General features: G+C 40.3%; 20 protein-coding genes. 6 read left to right on the top strand and 14 right to left on the bottom strand.

Annotated elements, in window-relative coordinates:
* Nucleotides 1-8 precede the first annotated feature (8 nt).
* On the top strand, nucleotides 9-1451 hold the full coding sequence (locus ACYVQ1_RS07100; RefSeq protein ID WP_461250267.1) for a sucrose-6-phosphate hydrolase: 1443 nt from the start codon (nucleotides 9-11) through the stop codon (nucleotides 1449-1451).
* 8 nt (nucleotides 1452-1459) lie between these two features.
* Nucleotides 1460-2425 carry a LacI family DNA-binding transcriptional regulator gene (locus ACYVQ1_RS07105; RefSeq protein WP_288587006.1) on the top strand — a complete coding sequence of 322 codons (966 nt, stop codon included), beginning with the start codon at nucleotides 1460-1462 and terminating at the stop codon, nucleotides 2423-2425.
* A gap of 90 nt (nucleotides 2426-2515) precedes the next feature.
* On the opposite strand, the gene nusB is transcribed toward ACYVQ1_RS07105, so the two are convergent.
* The 11 genes from nusB to uvrA form a co-directional block, all read right to left on the bottom strand.
* Nucleotides 2516-2950: a transcription antitermination factor NusB gene (gene nusB / locus ACYVQ1_RS07110; protein WP_002884506.1), complete on the bottom strand. Its 435-nt coding sequence runs from the start codon at nucleotides 2948-2950 to the stop codon at nucleotides 2516-2518.
* The gene (locus tag ACYVQ1_RS07115; RefSeq protein WP_002884704.1) at nucleotides 2943-3332 is read right to left on the bottom strand and encodes an Asp23/Gls24 family envelope stress response protein; all 390 of its coding nucleotides are present in this window, start codon (nucleotides 3330-3332) and stop codon (nucleotides 2943-2945) included. Before ACYVQ1_RS07115 ends, nusB begins: the two co-directional genes overlap by 8 nt.
* 70 nt (nucleotides 3333-3402) lie before the next feature.
* Nucleotides 3403-3963, bottom strand: coding sequence for an elongation factor P (gene efp, locus ACYVQ1_RS07120; protein WP_002891830.1), 561 nt, complete (start codon nucleotides 3961-3963; stop codon nucleotides 3403-3405).
* A gap of 115 nt (nucleotides 3964-4078) precedes the next feature.
* Nucleotides 4079-4534 carry a deoxycytidylate deaminase gene (locus tag ACYVQ1_RS07125; RefSeq protein WP_002884736.1) on the bottom strand — a complete coding sequence of 152 codons (456 nt, stop codon included), beginning with the start codon at nucleotides 4532-4534 and terminating at the stop codon, nucleotides 4079-4081.
* A gap of 18 nt (nucleotides 4535-4552) precedes the next feature.
* Nucleotides 4553-5614: a M24 family metallopeptidase gene (locus ACYVQ1_RS07130; protein WP_461250268.1), complete on the bottom strand. Its 1062-nt coding sequence runs from the start codon at nucleotides 5612-5614 to the stop codon at nucleotides 4553-4555.
* Between the two features lie 132 nt (nucleotides 5615-5746).
* Entirely contained in the window at nucleotides 5747-6028 is a 282-nt protein-coding gene (locus ACYVQ1_RS07135) for a hypothetical protein (RefSeq protein ID WP_288587003.1), read from the bottom strand.
* Nucleotides 6029-6070: 42 nt separating this feature from the next.
* Complete coding sequence (locus ACYVQ1_RS07140) at nucleotides 6071-6931, bottom strand: thioredoxin family protein (protein ID WP_461250269.1); 861 nt, start codon at nucleotides 6929-6931, stop codon at nucleotides 6071-6073.
* A 267-nt stretch (nucleotides 6932-7198) separates the two neighbouring features.
* Nucleotides 7199-7414 carry a hypothetical protein gene (locus tag ACYVQ1_RS07145; RefSeq protein WP_461258411.1) on the bottom strand — a complete coding sequence of 72 codons (216 nt, stop codon included), beginning with the start codon at nucleotides 7412-7414 and terminating at the stop codon, nucleotides 7199-7201.
* 21 nt (nucleotides 7415-7435) lie between these two features.
* A complete protein-coding gene (locus ACYVQ1_RS07150) occupies nucleotides 7436-7585 on the bottom strand; it encodes a hypothetical protein (protein WP_461250271.1) in 150 nt (49 codons plus the stop codon).
* A gap of 174 nt (nucleotides 7586-7759) precedes the next feature.
* Nucleotides 7760-8002 (bottom strand): DUF3923 family protein, encoded by a 243-nt coding sequence (locus ACYVQ1_RS07155; RefSeq protein ID WP_037602605.1) that lies wholly within the window; start codon nucleotides 8000-8002, stop codon nucleotides 7760-7762.
* A gap of 95 nt (nucleotides 8003-8097) precedes the next feature.
* Complete coding sequence (gene uvrA, locus ACYVQ1_RS07160) at nucleotides 8098-10923, bottom strand: excinuclease ABC subunit UvrA (RefSeq protein WP_461250272.1); 2826 nt, start codon at nucleotides 10921-10923, stop codon at nucleotides 8098-8100.
* Between the two features lie 294 nt (nucleotides 10924-11217).
* Between uvrA and ACYVQ1_RS07165 the strand changes: the two genes are divergently transcribed.
* The 3 genes from ACYVQ1_RS07165 to ACYVQ1_RS07175 all read left to right on the top strand — a co-directional run bounded on the left by ACYVQ1_RS07165 (nucleotide 11218) and on the right by ACYVQ1_RS07175 (nucleotide 13899).
* Nucleotides 11218-12162 carry a magnesium transporter CorA family protein gene (locus ACYVQ1_RS07165; protein WP_461250303.1) on the top strand — a complete coding sequence of 315 codons (945 nt, stop codon included), beginning with the start codon at nucleotides 11218-11220 and terminating at the stop codon, nucleotides 12160-12162.
* Nucleotides 12163-12230: 68 nt separating this feature from the next.
* Complete coding sequence (locus ACYVQ1_RS07170; protein WP_048790099.1) at nucleotides 12231-12902, top strand: DUF1129 domain-containing protein; 672 nt, start codon at nucleotides 12231-12233, stop codon at nucleotides 12900-12902.
* Between the two features lie 115 nt (nucleotides 12903-13017).
* Complete coding sequence (locus ACYVQ1_RS07175) at nucleotides 13018-13899, top strand: DUF4300 family protein (RefSeq protein WP_461250273.1); 882 nt, start codon at nucleotides 13018-13020, stop codon at nucleotides 13897-13899.
* A 126-nt stretch (nucleotides 13900-14025) separates the two neighbouring features.
* Here ACYVQ1_RS07175 and rpsR read toward each other — a convergent pair whose 3' ends face one another.
* The 3 genes from rpsR to rpsF are packed head-to-tail and all read right to left on the bottom strand — an operon-like array spanning nucleotide 14026 to nucleotide 15127.
* Nucleotides 14026-14265, bottom strand: a complete 240-nt coding sequence (gene rpsR, locus ACYVQ1_RS07180) for a 30S ribosomal protein S18 (RefSeq protein WP_000068665.1) — start codon at nucleotides 14263-14265, stop codon at nucleotides 14026-14028.
* Between the two features lie 41 nt (nucleotides 14266-14306).
* Nucleotides 14307-14825, bottom strand: a complete 519-nt coding sequence (locus ACYVQ1_RS07185) for a single-stranded DNA-binding protein (RefSeq protein ID WP_002891844.1) — start codon at nucleotides 14823-14825, stop codon at nucleotides 14307-14309.
* 11 nt (nucleotides 14826-14836) lie between these two features.
* A complete protein-coding gene (gene rpsF, locus ACYVQ1_RS07190) occupies nucleotides 14837-15127 on the bottom strand; it encodes a 30S ribosomal protein S6 (RefSeq protein ID WP_003093185.1) in 291 nt (96 codons plus the stop codon).
* A gap of 203 nt (nucleotides 15128-15330) precedes the next feature.
* On the opposite strand from rpsF, the gene ACYVQ1_RS07195 reads away from it, so the two are divergent.
* Nucleotides 15331-16284 (top strand): hypothetical protein, encoded by a 954-nt coding sequence (locus ACYVQ1_RS07195; RefSeq protein WP_461250274.1) that lies wholly within the window; start codon nucleotides 15331-15333, stop codon nucleotides 16282-16284.
* The last annotated feature ends 478 nt before the right edge of the window (nucleotides 16285-16762 follow it).

The raw sequence follows: 16762 nt of genomic DNA on the forward strand, positions 1-16762 counted from the left end.
TACTAAATATGAATCTACCAACAGAAGTTCGTTACCGTCCATACGCAGATTGGACAAACGAAGAAAAAACAAAAATTAAAGAAAATGTCGCTAAATCACCTTGGCGTGCAAGCTACCATATCGAACCAGAAACAGGGCTTCTTAATGATCCAAACGGTTTTTCTTACTTTAATGGTAAGTTCCAACTTTTCTATCAAAGTTGGCCATTTGGAGCTGCTCATGGTTTGAAACAATGGGTGCATACTGAAACTGAAGATTTGGTTCACTTTACAGAAACTGGTGTCAAACTCTTGCCAGACCATGAAAATGATAGCCACGGTGCCTACTCAGGTTCTGCTTATCAAATCGGTGATAAACTCTTTATCTTCTATACTGGGAACGTTCGTGATGAAAACTGGGTTCGTGACCCACGTCAAATCGGCGCTTGGATGGATAAAGACGGCAAAATCGAAAAATTCGACAAGGTTCTTATCAAACAACCTGATGACGCTACTGAGCACTTCCGTGATCCTCAAATCTTCGATTACAAGGGACAATTTTACGCTATCGTAGGTGCCCAAAACCATGATAAACAAGGTTTTATCAAACTTTACAAAGCAGTTGATAATGATGTCGAAAACTGGATTGAAGTTGGAGACCTCGACTTTGGTGGTACTGGCTCAGAATACATGATTGAGTGTCCAAACCTTGTCTTTGTAGATGGCAAACCTGTTCTTCTTTATAGCCCACAAGGTCTTGATAAAGCTGAACTTGACTATGGCAATATTTACCCTAATACTTATAAGATTTTCCAAGATTTCGACCCTGAGAAACCTGCCCTTGTTGATGGCACACCAATTATTAACTTGGACTACGGGTTCGAAGCTTATGCTACTCAAGGATTTAACACTCCTGATGGTCGTGCCCTTATTGTTAGCTGGATTGGTCTCCCAGACGTGGACTATCCAACTGACAAATACGACTACCAAGGTGCTATGAGCTTGGTTAAAGAATTATCTATCAAAGATGGTAAACTCTACCAATACCCAGTAGAAGCTATTACAAGCTTACGTGCTAGTCAAGAAGATTTCTCTGACAAAACGGCAACAACTAACACTTACGAGCTTGAACTTAACTTTGAAGCTAACACTCAAACAGAACTTGTCCTCTTCGCAGACCAAGAAGGAAATGGCTTGTCACTTACTGTTGATACTGAGAACGGAAAAGTTATCCTTGACCGTTCTAAAGCTGGTGAACAATATGCTACTGACTTTGGAACAAGTCGTGAATGTACACTTGATGCCGGTCAAGCTGCAACAGCAAACATCTTTGTAGATAACTCAATCGTTGAAATTTTCTTCAACAAAGGTGAGAAAGTCTTCACTAGTCGTGTTTTCCCAAGTACAGAACAAACTGGTATCAAAATAACATCAGGAAACGTTTCTGGACACTACTTCGACTTGAAATACTAAGGTGATTTATGGTCGCAAAGCTTACTGACGTTGCCGAACTGGCTGGTGTGAGCCCAACCACAGTTTCTCGCGTCATAAACAAAAAGGGCTACCTCTCACAGAAGACCATTGACAAAGTCCACGCTGCCATGCAAGAGCTAAATTACAAGCCTAATAATTTGGCTCGAGGCCTCCAAGGAAAGTCGGCCAAACTCGTTGGCTTGATTTTCCCAAATATTTCCAATGTATTTTATGCCGAACTTATTGAACGTCTTGAGGATGAACTCTTTAAGCAAGGCTATAAAACCATTATTTGTAATAGTGAGCATGATCCTAACAAGGAGAGGGACTATTTGGAGATGCTTGCCGCCAACCAATGTGACGGCATCATCTCGTCTAGTCACAATCTTGGTATTGAGGATTATGAGAAGGTTGAAGCTCCCATCGTTGCCTTCGACCGTAATCTCGCCCCAAAGATTCCTATTGTTTCGTCTGACAACTTTGAAGGTGGCAAGTTAGCCGCAAGAGCTATGGTCAAGGCTGGCTGTCAACGCATTGTCATGATTACAGGCTATGATAATTCAGATTCTCCAACAGGACTTCGTCAACTAGGTTTTAATTATGAATTGGACAAGGAAGGTATTATTTGTCCTGTTCCAAACGATTTGTCTCTCATGCGACGAGAATTAGAAATCAAATCTATTATCTCTCGTGAAAAACCAGATGGCATCTTTGTTTCGGACGATTTAACAGCTATCTTGGTTATGAAGATAGCTAGACAATTGGGACTTTCTATCCCAGATGACCTAAAAATCATCGGTTATGACGGTACCGCCTTTATCCGTCACTTCTACCCAGAGTTAGCAACTATCCAACAACCTTTGGATGAAATTGCTAAGCTTTGTGTCGAAATTCTTCTCAAGAAAATTAAAGGCAAAACAGTTAATCGTGATTATGTACTTCCAGTGAGTCTGATTGCTGGTGGCAGTATATAAATGAAAGTCGCAAGAAATCTCCGCTTGCGACTTTTTTCTTGTTACATTTGTAGAAAAAAAGAAGTTGAAACAAGGCTCAACTTCTTTTGCTTATGCTTCATCTGTCACAAACTGACTAAGTACACCATTAATGAACTTAGCAGATGTTTCATCAGAATATTTTTTAGCGATTTCAATGATTTCGTTAATAGCTACACGTCCTGGTGTTTCTTCAAATGACGTGATTTCATAAAGTCCCAAACGAAGGAGAGTACGATCTGTCACAATCAAACGTGAGAGGCTCCAACCCTCTTTCAACTTTTCTTCAATTTGACTATCAAGTTGGGCCAACTCTTCACGGACACCTGTTACTAGGCTAAGGAGAAAGGCTGGTACATCAACTTCAGTTTCTTCGTCAATTGGCTTGTCATAAGTGTAAGCGAAATGTGCTTGTTCCAGAGCTTCTCCACCAAATTCAAGGGCAAAAAGCGTTTGAAAAGCACGCTCACGAAGGTCACGACGTGAATCTTTAAAGATATTAGTCATTCAAAAAATCCTCGTTAAACAATTCAGCCAAGTCTGGTTTTTGTGACTTTTCAGTAACAATAGATTCAACGTGAACATTGACTTCTGAAATTGCCACTTCTGCCATATCATAGACAGCTGCTTTAACAGCCTTTTGAATTTCAATTGAAACCGCTGGTACGTTAACCCCATACTGAAGTGAGACGTAGATATCAGCATTTACAGTACCATCTTCTTCTGTTCGGAGGTAAACACCACGTCCCAAGCTTGTTTTGCTGAGACTATCCGTAACATTTTTATTTTGAAGGGCGTAAACACCTTCCACTTTAGTTGCAGCGATACCTGTAATCACTTCGAGCACGCGAGGGGCAATTACAATTTCACCGATATTTTCTGTAGTCATCGCATGTTTCCTTTCCGTTAGTTTGGAAAATAAAGCCTTCAAACCAGTGGTTTGAAAGACTTAGTTGGGCTTAGGCACGTGATACGTAAGTACCTTCAGCTGTGTTGATAACCAATTTTTGACCAGCTTCGATAAAGTCTGGAACGTTAACCACAAGACCAGTTTCAAGTGTTGCAGGTTTACCTGAACCTGTAACTGTTGCACCTTTGATTGATGGTTGTGTTTCAGTAACAGTCAATTCAACAGTTGTTGGAACTTGAACACCAATAACTTCTGTTCCGTAGAATTGGATTTTTACGTCTGAGTTTTCAAGGATAAATTTCAATTCTTCTTGAACGTTGGCTACTGGGATTTCATATTGGTCATATGTTTCAGTGTTCATGAAGTATGCAGTATCATCCATTTGGTACAAGTATTGTGCTGGTACTGTTTCGATGATTGCTTGTTCAAATTTTTCTTCCGGACGATAGCTAGTATCAAAAGTTGAACCTGAACGAACATCACGCAATTTCATACGCATGATTGTGTTACCTTTACCAGGTTTGTGGTGGCTAGCTTCAAGAACTTTGATCAATTTGCCATCGTTAGTTACGAAAGTCATACCCGCACGGAGTTTACTTGCTTCAATCATTATTAAATACCTCTTTGTAAAAAATTATTATCAGTTTATTTTACCATAAATGATAGCATGGCTCAAATGTTTTATAGATTCAAGCCCAATCCTCAGGCTTTTTTCAAAGAACAAACTAGTCATCCATTCCTAAGTGAACCTCTGGAACATCATGTTGCAAATAAGAAACGCCTTTTTGTTCCATCAATTCAATCGCAAAGGGATGGGGCCTATAATTGGCCTTGTATGTAATCTTAACAATACCAGCTTGCAAGAGAGCTTTGGTGCAGTTGATACAAGGAAAATGAGTCACATAAATCTCTGTATTTTTGGTAGAAATCCCCTCTTTGGCACATTGGATAAGGGCATTCATCTCTGCGTGTACCGTACGAATACAATGACCATCTTCCATATAGTGGCCTACTTCGTTACAGTTATCAGTCTCAGAAACTCCGCCGTTATAACCTGTAGCGATAATACGCTTGTCCTTGACTAAAACAGCTCCAACAAAGGCACGATCACACGTAGAACGCTTAGAAATCAGCTCTGCATTAGCCATAAAATAATCTTGCCAAGATAAACGGTTTGGCATAAAGTATTCCTCCAAATCTTAGAGAACAATCAATTCCTTAGGTGCAAGGGTAATCAATTCACAACCATTTTCTGTGATAATGATGTCATCTTCGATACGAACACCGTATTTATCAGCCAAATAAACACCTGGCTCGTCCGTCAAGACCATACCAGCTTCGATAGTCTCATCAGAGTTACCAAAGTAAGGAATCTCGTGAATGTCAAGACCGATACCATGTCCAATACCATGTGTAAAGTAGTCTCCGTACCCCGCTTCGACAATAACATCACGCGCAACCTTATCATAGTCACGACGTGTCATACCAGCCTTAGCTGCGTCAATCAAGGCCTGGTTAGAACGTAGAACGATATCATAAATTTCACACTCCTCATCAGTGGTGTCACCAATATGGATAGTACGAGTCATATCGCTAACGTAGTGGTTGTAGTAGCAACCAAAGTCCATCGTTAAGGTTTCACCAGATTGGATAACCTTTTCTGAAGCAACCCCATGAGGCATAGCAGAACGGTAACCTGAAGCAATGATAGACTCAAAGGAAACCCCTGAAGCTCCGTACTCACGCATACGGAAATCTAGGAAGTTTGCCACTTGTAGTTCTGTTGTTTGACCTGGTTTAATAAAATCAAGTACATCTGTAAAGGCACGGTCTGAGATAGAACAAGCCTTACGGATAGTTGCCAATTCTTTTTCGTCCTTGATCATACGCAACTCTTCCATGAAGTTGCTTTGTGGTGATAAAGTGTAGCCTTCAAAGATCCCTTGAAGACCTTGATAGTAAGCAAATGATACCTGATTATCAAATCCGATTGTTTCCAGTTTATCAGCCTCGATAATTTTAACAATATCCTTAAGTGGGTCCTTACTTTCGATAATATCAAAGCCATGCACGGATTGTTTGGCAATGAGGGTATAACGTGAATCGGTTAAGAAGAGGCGACGATTCTTAGTGATGAAGACAGTCGCATTTGTCCCCCAGAAATCTGTCAAATAATAAATATTGTTTTGTCCTGTCACCAACAAGGCATCAAGGCCTGATTGGGCAAGTTTGGCATCAAATCGTTCAAGTCTACGTTGCATTATGAATTACTCCTTTGGTATTTTAGGTTAATTATACCAAATTTTCAGATTTTAAAGGATTAAATTGACATTTTAGCTTGTTTTTTTGAGGTCATAAAGAAAAAGCCAGATCAAACTCTGACTTTATTAGCATTACACAAAGGCTCGCTTTTCGTAGATAGTTGGCATAAAAAGGAGCAAAACCAAAGTCCAAACAAACAAAACAAGGGCTTCGCGAAGATTAAAGAACTCTTGACCACTAGTAAAGACTGCTCGCATAAAACTAAATGGCACATAAGTCATCAGCTTAGTCATGGTATCCCCTAAACTGGCCAAATAGAGTGTGAAGAAAGTCATTCCTGTTACTCCAAAATAAGCCGTTACAAAGGCAGTTAAGGTATTCTTCAGAAACAAGACAAGCAAAGAGGAAATCATATTTGATAAATTCTTTTATTCTCCAACTTAGAAAGTAGTCCATTAGATAAATTTCCCTAAAAGACTTATAAGCAGGTCTGTTAGATTCCTAAAAACTTGCTTAATTTGAGACATTAGGCTAGTAACAGGCCCTTCAGTATGATTAATTACATCCTTATCACTATCCTTGATAGTATCTTCAGAAGGGGACTCAGGTAAGGGATTTTCCACCTTCTCTACTACTTCTGTTCCCTCTGGTGTCTCTGTTTTCTCAGTTTCTTCCTTGAAAACAGCCTGATAAATAGCTTGGGCATCTGGAGCACTGCCAAGATAGCCAGAAACCAATTGACCATTTTTGAGACGAATGACACTTGGAGTCCCTGGAATTCCTAGCTTATCAAATAGTATTTTACGAGACTCACGGTCCAACTGATCTGAATCTGTATTGTAATAAAGAAGCTGACCATCAATCAGGGTATTGAAATCCTTCAAAACTGGAGAATTTTGACGACAATAGTAGCAGGTTGGCCGACCAACATAAAGGATATGGTCCCCGCCATCTTCAGTCAACATATTTGTGACATCACTATAAGAGACTGGCTTCAGGTTTTCAAGGTTCTTTTCATAAGTTTCAACCGAGACCTCTTCGGACCTTACTTCTGTCTCAACCACTCCTATCTGTGATGATTGAGGAAGAGAATTTTCCTTTGTCTCACTAATAGATTCAACTTTCTCAGCTACCTGTTGAGAAGCTGTTTCAGAAGAAACTTCCACATTCTCTACTTCACCATTCTCAACAGAATTATTGGATAATTCGACTGTAGATTCCTTAACATCTAACTCATCCGCTGCTCCACTAAGCACCGCTAACTGGCAAGTACCTAAAACAAAACTCGCCATCAAAATAAATTGTATTTTCTTCATGTATTCTCCTTATTTGTTTACTGTGTTACATCTTACTTTTTACCAATTAACAAAAGCAATGGTACCATGACACTAATTACCATGTTCCTCTCCTTTTTCTATTTAAATTAATACCTTAACAACTAAGTCCAAGCTATGTCTTCATTATAAGAGCTTAACGAAATAAAAAATAGTGACATAAATGTCACCATTCTATAAGATTAAAGACAAAAAGAAAAGGCTAAGCAAGCAAGCTCAACCTGAGGCTATAGTAATCAGCAGAGAAAATCATTTCTCCTTATCCTTCCCCGCTACCCTAAGCGCAAACAAAGAAAAAGCTAGCGAAAGTGTTGACCAGACGATACAATGGTCAATAAAGGCAACGCCTTCGGTGAAACTTATCGTTGCATTTATCATCACAATAAATAGCCAGACGATCACGATAACAATGCTTAAACTTCTAATAAGATTATTCTTCTGTTTATCCATATTTCTCTTTCCCATATTTGGTACTCATGGTAACTTCTAATCGCCATAAGGAGGTCTTCTTTTCAACCACCATTTGTTCCAACCCAATCGTTCAGGTAAGGTTTGAGGTCTAGATACAAAACCACCCCCTGTAACATTTTCTAAGGTTTCAGCATTGAGCTCTTCATCATATGCCTTAGTTCGCATTCTTATTTCTCCTTTCTTTTCAAAAATAAATACAGCAATAACCACTTGGACTATACAAAGATTTAGTCGTCTTGGAGACCTAGTGGATTTGGGTATAAGGTCATTATAAGTTCTCCCTTTTCAAAAAAATAGTGACATAAATGTCACTACCACTGAACACAAAAAGACAGGCCTTTATAAGACCTGTTCCAAAACTTGTTTATTTCTACGGTGTTTCAGAATAAGATAAAAAATAACCTCAAAAAGGAGAAAACTAAAATAAATTCCTAAAACGTAAAGCAAAGTTTCCCATTTATCTGTTGCTGATTGAAAATGGCCGTGATGATCCACTGTACGAATGCTAATTAAAAGACAAATATCTAGAAATAAGGCTAGAAGAATACCATTAAATCCTATAAAAAAACGCTTTTTAACCATAGTCTGACTCCTGTATCTTTTTTCTTAACCATAGAATAGCAAACTCAACTTAAACCAGCCTAAAGCAAAAAAAGACTCAGAGAGCCCTTTTTCCTTTATGTCAATTTTTCTTTCAAATATTGTCCTGTGTAGCTTTCTGGAACAGTTGCTACTTCCTCTGGAGTCCCTGTAGCTACGATGGTACCTCCACCGACACCGCCTTCAGGACCCAAATCAATGATGTGGTCTGCGGTCTTGATAACATCTAGATTGTGCTCAATCACGAGAACAGTGTTGCCATCATCCGCAAAACGCTGAAGCACCTTCAAAAGACGAGCAATGTCATCTGTATGGAGACCCGTCGTCGGTTCATCCAGAATGTAGAAGGACTTCCCAGTAGAGCGTTTGTGCAACTCACTAGCCAACTTCATACGTTGAGCTTCTCCACCTGATAGGGTTGTTGCTGGTTGTCCCAAAGTCACATACCCGAGCCCCACGTCCTTGATAGTCTGAACCTTACGAGCAATCTTAGGAATAGCCGCAAAAAAGTCAACTGCGTCATCAACTGTCATATCCAAAATTTCAGCAATATTTTTCCCCTTATAGCGAACCTCTAAAGTCTCAGAATTATAGCGTGTGCCATGACAAACCTCACAAGGTACATAAACATCAGGCAAGAAGTGCATCTCAATCTTGATAATACCATCACCAGAGCAGGCTTCACAACGGCCACCCTTGACATTGAAAGAGAAACGTCCCTTCTTGTAACCTCGAATCTTGGCCTCATTGGTTTGGGCAAACAGATCACGAATATCGTCAAAGACGCCCGTATAAGTCGCTGGATTAGAACGAGGTGTACGCCCAATTGGACTTTGGTCAATATCAATCAAACGCTCGATATGCTCGATTCCTGTCACTGATTTGTGTTTACCAGGTTTCTCACTATTTCGATTAAGCTCTTGGGCAATCTTTTTCTTGAGAATTCCATTAACCAAAGTCGATTTTCCCGAACCAGAAACACCAGTGACTGCAATCAACTTTCCAAGTGGAAACTTGACAGATACATTCTTCAGGTTATTTTCACTAGCACCTTTAACCTCGATAAAACGACCATTACCTACACGACGTTCCAGAGGAACAGGAATTGATTTTGCACCTGACAGATACTGCCCGGTGATTGAATTCTTGTTCTTAGCAACTTCCTCTGGGGTTCCTGAGGCCATGATTTGACCACCAAAAGCACCCGCACCAGGTCCCACATCGATAAGCCAGTCAGCCTCACGCATAGTATCTTCATCATGCTCCACCACAATCAGGGTATTGCCCAAGTCACGCATCTTTTTAAGACTTGATATCAAGCGATCATTGTCACGCTGATGAAGCCCAATAGAAGGCTCATCCAAAACATATAGGACTCCAGAAAGGTTAGAGCCAATCTGTGTCGCCAAACGGATACGCTGACTCTCACCCCCAGAAAGGGTTCCGGCCATACGAGAGAGGGTCAAATAATTAAGACCTACATTATTTAGGAAAGTCAAGCGATCCTTGATTTCCTTGATAATTGGACGGGCAATCATTCCTTCATTTTCACCTAATTCCAGGCTATCAATTTCCTGAAGATGATCAGAGATAGACAGATCAGAAATTTGACCAATATTTAGGCCATTCTCACCACCAACACGAACCGAGAGAGCTGCTTCGTTAAGACGATAGCCATGACAAGTTGGACATGACAACTCATTCATATAACCTCGCATGACATTACGAGTGAAATCACTATTGGTCTCGTGGTAGCGACGATTAATATTAGTCACAACCCCTTCAAAAGGAATGTCAATATCACGCACCCCACCAAAATCATTAACATAATGGAAGTGGAATTCACGGTCCCCAGATCCATAGAGGATCAAATCCTGTTCTTCTTTTTTCAGATTTTCAAATGGCGTATCCATATCCACGCCAAACTGCTCCATAGCCTGCTCAAGCATGGCTGGATAGTAGTTGGACGAAATAGGATTCCAAGGCGCCAGAGCACCTTCACGTAAGGTCTTACTAGCATCAGGGATAACCAAATCCATATCAACTTCCAGTTTATTACCTAAACCATCACAGGTCGGACAAGAGCCAAATGGCGCATTGAATGAAAAGAGACGAGGCTCCAACTCAGGCACTGTGAAACCACAAACTGGACAAGAATAATGCTCTGAGTAAAGCAACTCATTATCATCCATAGTATCCACAATCAAGTAGCCATCTGCTAAACGAAGGGCCGCCTCCACCGAATCAAAGAGACGACTACGGATACCCTCCTTATTTACCAAGCGGTCTACAACCACTTCGATATTATGCATCTTAGACTTGGACAACTCTGGCACTTCTGTGACATCGTAAATCTCACCATCTACACGAACACGAACATAACCGTCTTTCTGTACACGCTCAAAAACAGCCTTGTGTTGCCCTTTCCTACGACGAACAATGGGTGCCAAAATTTGCATACGTGTACGCTCTGGAAGGGCTAGAACCTCGTCAACAATCTGTTCCACAGAGGACGACTGAATGGCTCCATGACCATTAGGACAATAGGGGACACCCACACGCGCATAAAGGAGACGAAGATAGTCATTAATCTCCGTTGCCGTCCCGACCGTCGAACGAGGGTTTTTGCTTGTTGTTTTCTGGTCAATGGAGATGGCAGGACTCAAACCATCAATCGAGTCCACATCAGGTTTCTCCATATTACCCAAAAACTGACGGGCATAAGCCGAGAGACTTTCAACATAACGACGTTGCCCCTCTGCATAGATGGTATCAAAGGCCAAGGAAGACTTCCCAGAACCTGACAAACCCGTAACCACTACCAGTTTATCACGTGGAATCTCCACATCGATATTTTTTAAATTGTGAGCTCTTGCTCCATGAATCACTAACTTATCTTGCATATTTTAAGAGGCCCTAACCCAGAAGCTACGGCCACTCCTTTCTACAGACGGAGGGAAAATCCATCCCGACTTTCTCTCATATTATAACAAAATTTCAATTTATCCAGCCCAAAAATGTTTCAAATGTAGTATAATATTGGAGTGTCTAAAAAAGGCAAGGAACATCGTCCCAAGCCTCATTTGACATCACTAAAAAAAGCTAAGAGCGGTGTTTATTTTACTTAAAAGCGATTGTAAAAATCCTTTTATAATCAAGACGCTAGCGCTTACCTAATGACAAAGGAGGGGTTCCCATTGAAACAAATGTTCTTATCCACCGGAAAAGAATTCAAAGAAATTGAAACATTCGAGCCTGGTGCTTGGATTCATTTGGTGAACCCTTCCCAAGAAGAAGCCATGAAGGTCGCAGAACGTTTTAACATTGATATTCAAGACCTCCGTGCCCCTCTGGACGTGGAAGAAACATCACGTATCGGTGTCGAAGATGACTACACCCTGATTCTGGTCGACGTCCCAACCCATGAAGAGCGTAATAACAAAAGTTACTACGTTACCATTCCATTGGGTATCATCGTTACCGATGAGGTAGTTGTTACGACCTGTCTCGAGGACATCAGCCTCATGGACAACTTCCTCAACCACCGTGTACGTAACTTCTACACCTTCATGAAGACTCGTTTTGTCTTTCAGATTCTCTATCGCAATGCTCAACTCTACCTAACCGCTCTACGTTCTATCGACCGTCAGAGCGATAAATTAGAAGCTCAGTTGGAAAATGCGACTAAAAACGAGCACTTGATTGACATGATGGAATTGGAAAAATCCATTGTCTATCTAAAAGCCTCACTTAAGATGAATGAGCGAATTGTCAAAAAGCTAACAGGTAACGCCTCTAGCTTGAAGAAATATATCGAGGACGAGGATCTCTTGGAAGATACACTGGTCGAAACCCAACAGGCCATTGAGATGGCAGGCATCTATGAAAATGTCTTGAATGCCATGGCTGAAACCTCTGCTTCTATCATCGGCAACAACCAGAACACTATCATGAAGACACTCGCTCTCATGACTATGGCTCTGGACATCCCAACCGTTATCTTCTCCGCCTACGGCATGAACTTTAAAAATAATTCTATGCCTCTAAACGATTTAGATAATGCCTTTTGGGTTATCTTTTTCATCGCAGCCTTCGGATCATCCTGCGTTGTTATCTACTTTATCAGGAAAAAATGGTTCTAACATAGAGCCTCTTCTTTTCCCTAAACTACAAAACTAAAAAATAATACTATTTATCGAAAGGTCATCTCATGGACATCCAAAAACTCACCAAGAAAAACCAAGAATTTATCCACATCGCAACCAACCAACTCATCAAAGATGGTAAGTCAGACCAAGAAATCAAAGATATCCTTGGCGATATTATTCCTGAACTTATCGAGAACCAGAAAAAAGGAATCACTGGACGTGGACTCCTTGGTGCTCCAACTGTTTGGGCAGCTAGTTTCTCTCCTGAAAAACACCAACAACCTGAAACTGGTAAACCTAACAAAGAAGTACCAGAAACAGATAAAACACCTTGGAAAATGTGGCTTGATACCTCACTCTTCCTTCTAGCCATCGTTGCAATCATGAACGCAATCTTTGGTTTCTCAGGCACACAAACCAGCTACGGCCTCACAACCCTTCTTTCAGTGTCATTCATTGGTGGTCTTGCTATGTATACCCCTTACCACTACATCTACCGTCACAATAACAAACCAAAAGAAGAACGTCCAAAATGGTGGTTCAGCATGACCATCATCACACTCTCTTTTATTGCATGGTTTGCTCTCTTTAGTCTTACAGCCCTTCTTCCAAGCTACCTCAACCCTGGTCTTTCACCAATTGTAATCCTTATCATTGGTGTCATCGCTGGTGTTGCCAAATACTTCTTCAAACGTCACTACAACGTTCAAAGTACTTACGCACCTGCATCTTAATCATCTCATCCCTAAGCACCCAGAAGGGTGCTTTTTTACGTCAGAAATCTTGACACAGTTGGTTGTTCTATACTAAAATGTTAAAGTTAATAGACAAAAGAAAGAAATCCAATAGATGCGTATCAAATTCCCTCTACTAATCATTGTTTGCTGCCTATTACTTATGGCATGTAGCCACAAGAATACTCAGAAAAACTATCAAGCTTACTATAGTTTCAACAACGTGACGACTCCCACTCAAGAAAAACAGCTAGCCAAAGCCTTAAAAAGCAAAGGCATACCGACCAAAGACTGGGACAATCTAGCCCCTTATATTACTCGTTATAATCAGGAAAATACAAACCTTCAGCCAGTTGTCAAAAAATGGACCAAAAGTAAAATCGGCAAAGATCAAAACCAATTCGTCACCTTCCTTAATGAAAAAACTTTTGAAGAGAATAAATCACACTTCACTGACGACTTAAACTGTCGACGAACATCTTTCCTCCTTCTTCACGACCTTATTACAAGCTCAGAGGACCTCACCAAATTAGAACTCCCCCTTCAAAACGAATTTATAGATCTTAAGTCACACCACAAAGAGTTAACTGCCAAGGATCAAGCTCTCTACAGTCTCCTTTTTGGTGATAATATCAGCTATCAGTCTACAGACGATCTCCTTAAAGCTTGGAAAAAAGCTGGACTCAAGTTTCCAGAGAAGGTTAAACTCCTATCGGTCTTTCAAAATAGCCCTGGTGATGTCAGCAATTTCCACACGGCTATAGCTTACGAAAAAGACGGCAGTATCTATGTCTTTGAAAAACAGGACCCTACACTTCCTTACAGGTGGAGTCGCTTCAACAATTGGGCAGATATCAAAACACACTGGTTATCCAACCGCTTCAAGGTCTTCAAATATAATGTTGATATCCTCGTTAACGATCAAAAATTTGATGATTTCTTAGAAAGCACACTCTATATACCACAAAACGACCAACTAGCTCCTCAAGACGAATGAGAAGGCCAGTTGGTTGTTCTTTTTTCCCTAAAATATAAAACAAAACTCTCCACTGTCAGCCCCAGAAATTACAAAGGCTTAGAAAATCAAGGCAGAAAAAAACACCCTCAGTCGAGGGTATTATTTTTAGTCTTCGTTTACGTAAGGCATAAGTGCCATAACGCGAGCGCGTTTAATCGCTGTTGTTACTTTACGTTGGTTTTTAGCTGAAGTTCCTGTTACACGACGTGGAAGAATTTTACCACGTTCTGAAACGAAACGGCTAAGAAGCTCAGTATCTTTGTAATCAACATATTCGATTTTGTTAGCTGCGATGTAATCAACTTTTTTACGGCGTTTGAATCCGCCACGACGTTGTTGAGCCATGTTTATTTCTCCTTTATATATTTAATTCGTTTTGTCCATTCTTAGAATGGGAGATCGTCATCTGAAATGTCCATTGGATTTGAATTACCAAATGGACTCTCATCACGACCGAAGTTTGGTGTAGATTGCGCAGGTTGTGATCCACCAAATGAACCACCAGTTGAAGCTCCACCACCGAATGAATTTGAATTATCAAATCCTCCAGCGTTGTAAGAACCACCACTGTGACCTTCACGTGCCGCACGGCTTTCCAACATTTGGAAATTATCAGCGACAACTTCAGTTACGTAAACACGTTGACCTTGTTGATTTTCATAGTTACGAGTCTGAATACGACCTGTAATTCCAATCAATGCGCCTTTCTTAGCCCAGTTAGCCAAATTTTCAGCTTGCTGGCGCCAGATAACACAGTTAATAAAGTCTGTTTCACGTTCACCATTAGCACCCTTGAAGTTACGGTTAACCGCAAGGCTGAATGTTGCAACAGCAACGTTACTTGGTGTATAACGAAGTTCCGCATCACGGGTCATGCGACCAACGAGTACGACATTATTAATCATAATTTACCTTCTTACGCGTCAAGTTTAACGATCATGTGACGAAGAATGTCACCGTTGATTTTTGAAAGACGGTCAAACTCGTTAAGAGCTGCATCGTCGTTTGCTTCAACGTTAACAACGTGGTAAAGTCCTTCACGGAAATCTTGGATTTCGTATGCAAGACGACGTTTTTCCCAATCTTTTGATTCAACAACAGTTGCACCGTTGTCAGTCAAGATAGAATCGAAACGTGCTACCAAAGCGTTTTTAGCTTCTTCTTCAATGTTTGGACGAATGATATAAAGAATTTCGTATTTAGCCATTGATATTTTCCTCCTCTTTTGGTCTAATGACTCATGGTCTTTCGCCACGAGTAAGTGAGGTGCACTCACAGGATATAATTCTACCAAAGTTTGAAGGATAATGCAAGGGAAAAGTGAATAGATAGAAATTTGAATCGCTAAGAAAAAAATTAAGCCCTATGAGTCGTCTTTTCTCCGGCCAAACTTCATGCTAAAATAAGAGAATGCTTTATCATAAAAAGAAATTAGGAGAAAAACTAGGGCTTCCAACCTTTAACCACTACTATAATATTCCTATTACTTCCCTAGAATATGATTTAAAAAACTTAGGTCCGAGTGACGTCTACATTATCACTTTCAAACAGGACAATAACCTCTTTGTTGTTGACATAACACATCAGCTTGGTCATACCAGTCATTTTGATACCGTCTCCCTCTTTGAACTAGACAAGCTCTTATCTGGTATCGCTGCTGTTCCTTTAGCCGCTGTCCAAAACATACAAATCTTGTCCTTTCCAGACAAGGTACACTCTCTGAACCCTAGTCAACGTCTAAAAAATCTCGTTGCTCTTTACTACAAGGATGCAGAAATCATGCGTTACCTCAAGACGACTAAAAATACCGGTGATCAGGTGACAAGATATCAATTAGAGGCTGAACGACTAGAAAGACAAGGTAAGAGTTTTGACTTCTTCAAGTACGTCAGCCGTGGCAAAATACGAGAAGAAGACGGTCTATCGGAAGTGTCTAGCAAGGACTACGACTTCATTCCTGATTTTCACCCCTTCTTAACCTCACCAAGAAGCCAGCAGGTTTTAAGCGTACCAGTAACATACTTTGATGACAAAACGAAACAGACCGCCAAAATAGACATCATGGGGTGGTATATCAAGGACCAGCAACTTAAGATTCGTTGGAAACCCAAGTACATGCGCAAACGTCGATGGCGCTCATCACGTATCTCAGTTGATATCGTGACCGACAACTACTTCTTCCAAGGACAAATCTATAGAGACAGTAGTGCCCCCATATTTCTGAACAACCTAAACTTCGATAGTAAAATTCCTAAGAGTTTCCTACCGCATCTTAAAAATCAATACCAAATCTTTACGACTCTAGTAAAAGAACAAAAAAGGCTTGCTCTCCTACGGAAGGTTCGGTTGAACAAAAAGGACTAAGAGTCTCTCACTAAAATCCACTAATATTCAACATATCAAAAAGCTCATTCTTACACGCTAGAATGAGCTTTTAAGATTCTTCAATTGTCATTAGAACATCCTTTTGGAATTTTGTAAAAAATATTTTCATAAGGAGGAGTCATTGTGTGTCACCATTTTTATACCTAGCAATCATAGATTACCTCCATCAACTTACAAATAACTTTCAAGCATTGTAAATTTTCTATTACATCGGTATCACTCCCTAAGCTATTTTATGCAACAACTTGAAGTGTCTCCATTTTTATAACGTCCTAAATTCATCATCATAATAATCGCCTCCGATTCGTATGATTTGAGACCTATCTCCCCATTGACCACTCAATGAGATTTACTTGTCGCCGTTCTTATAACGACTTACATCAAACATCAACATAAGCGTCACCTCGGTACTTTGTTACAAGATTTAAGCATTTAACTTTTGTCGATAGATTACTCA

The sequence above is a fragment of the Streptococcus parasalivarius genome (genome assembly GCF_054785155.1).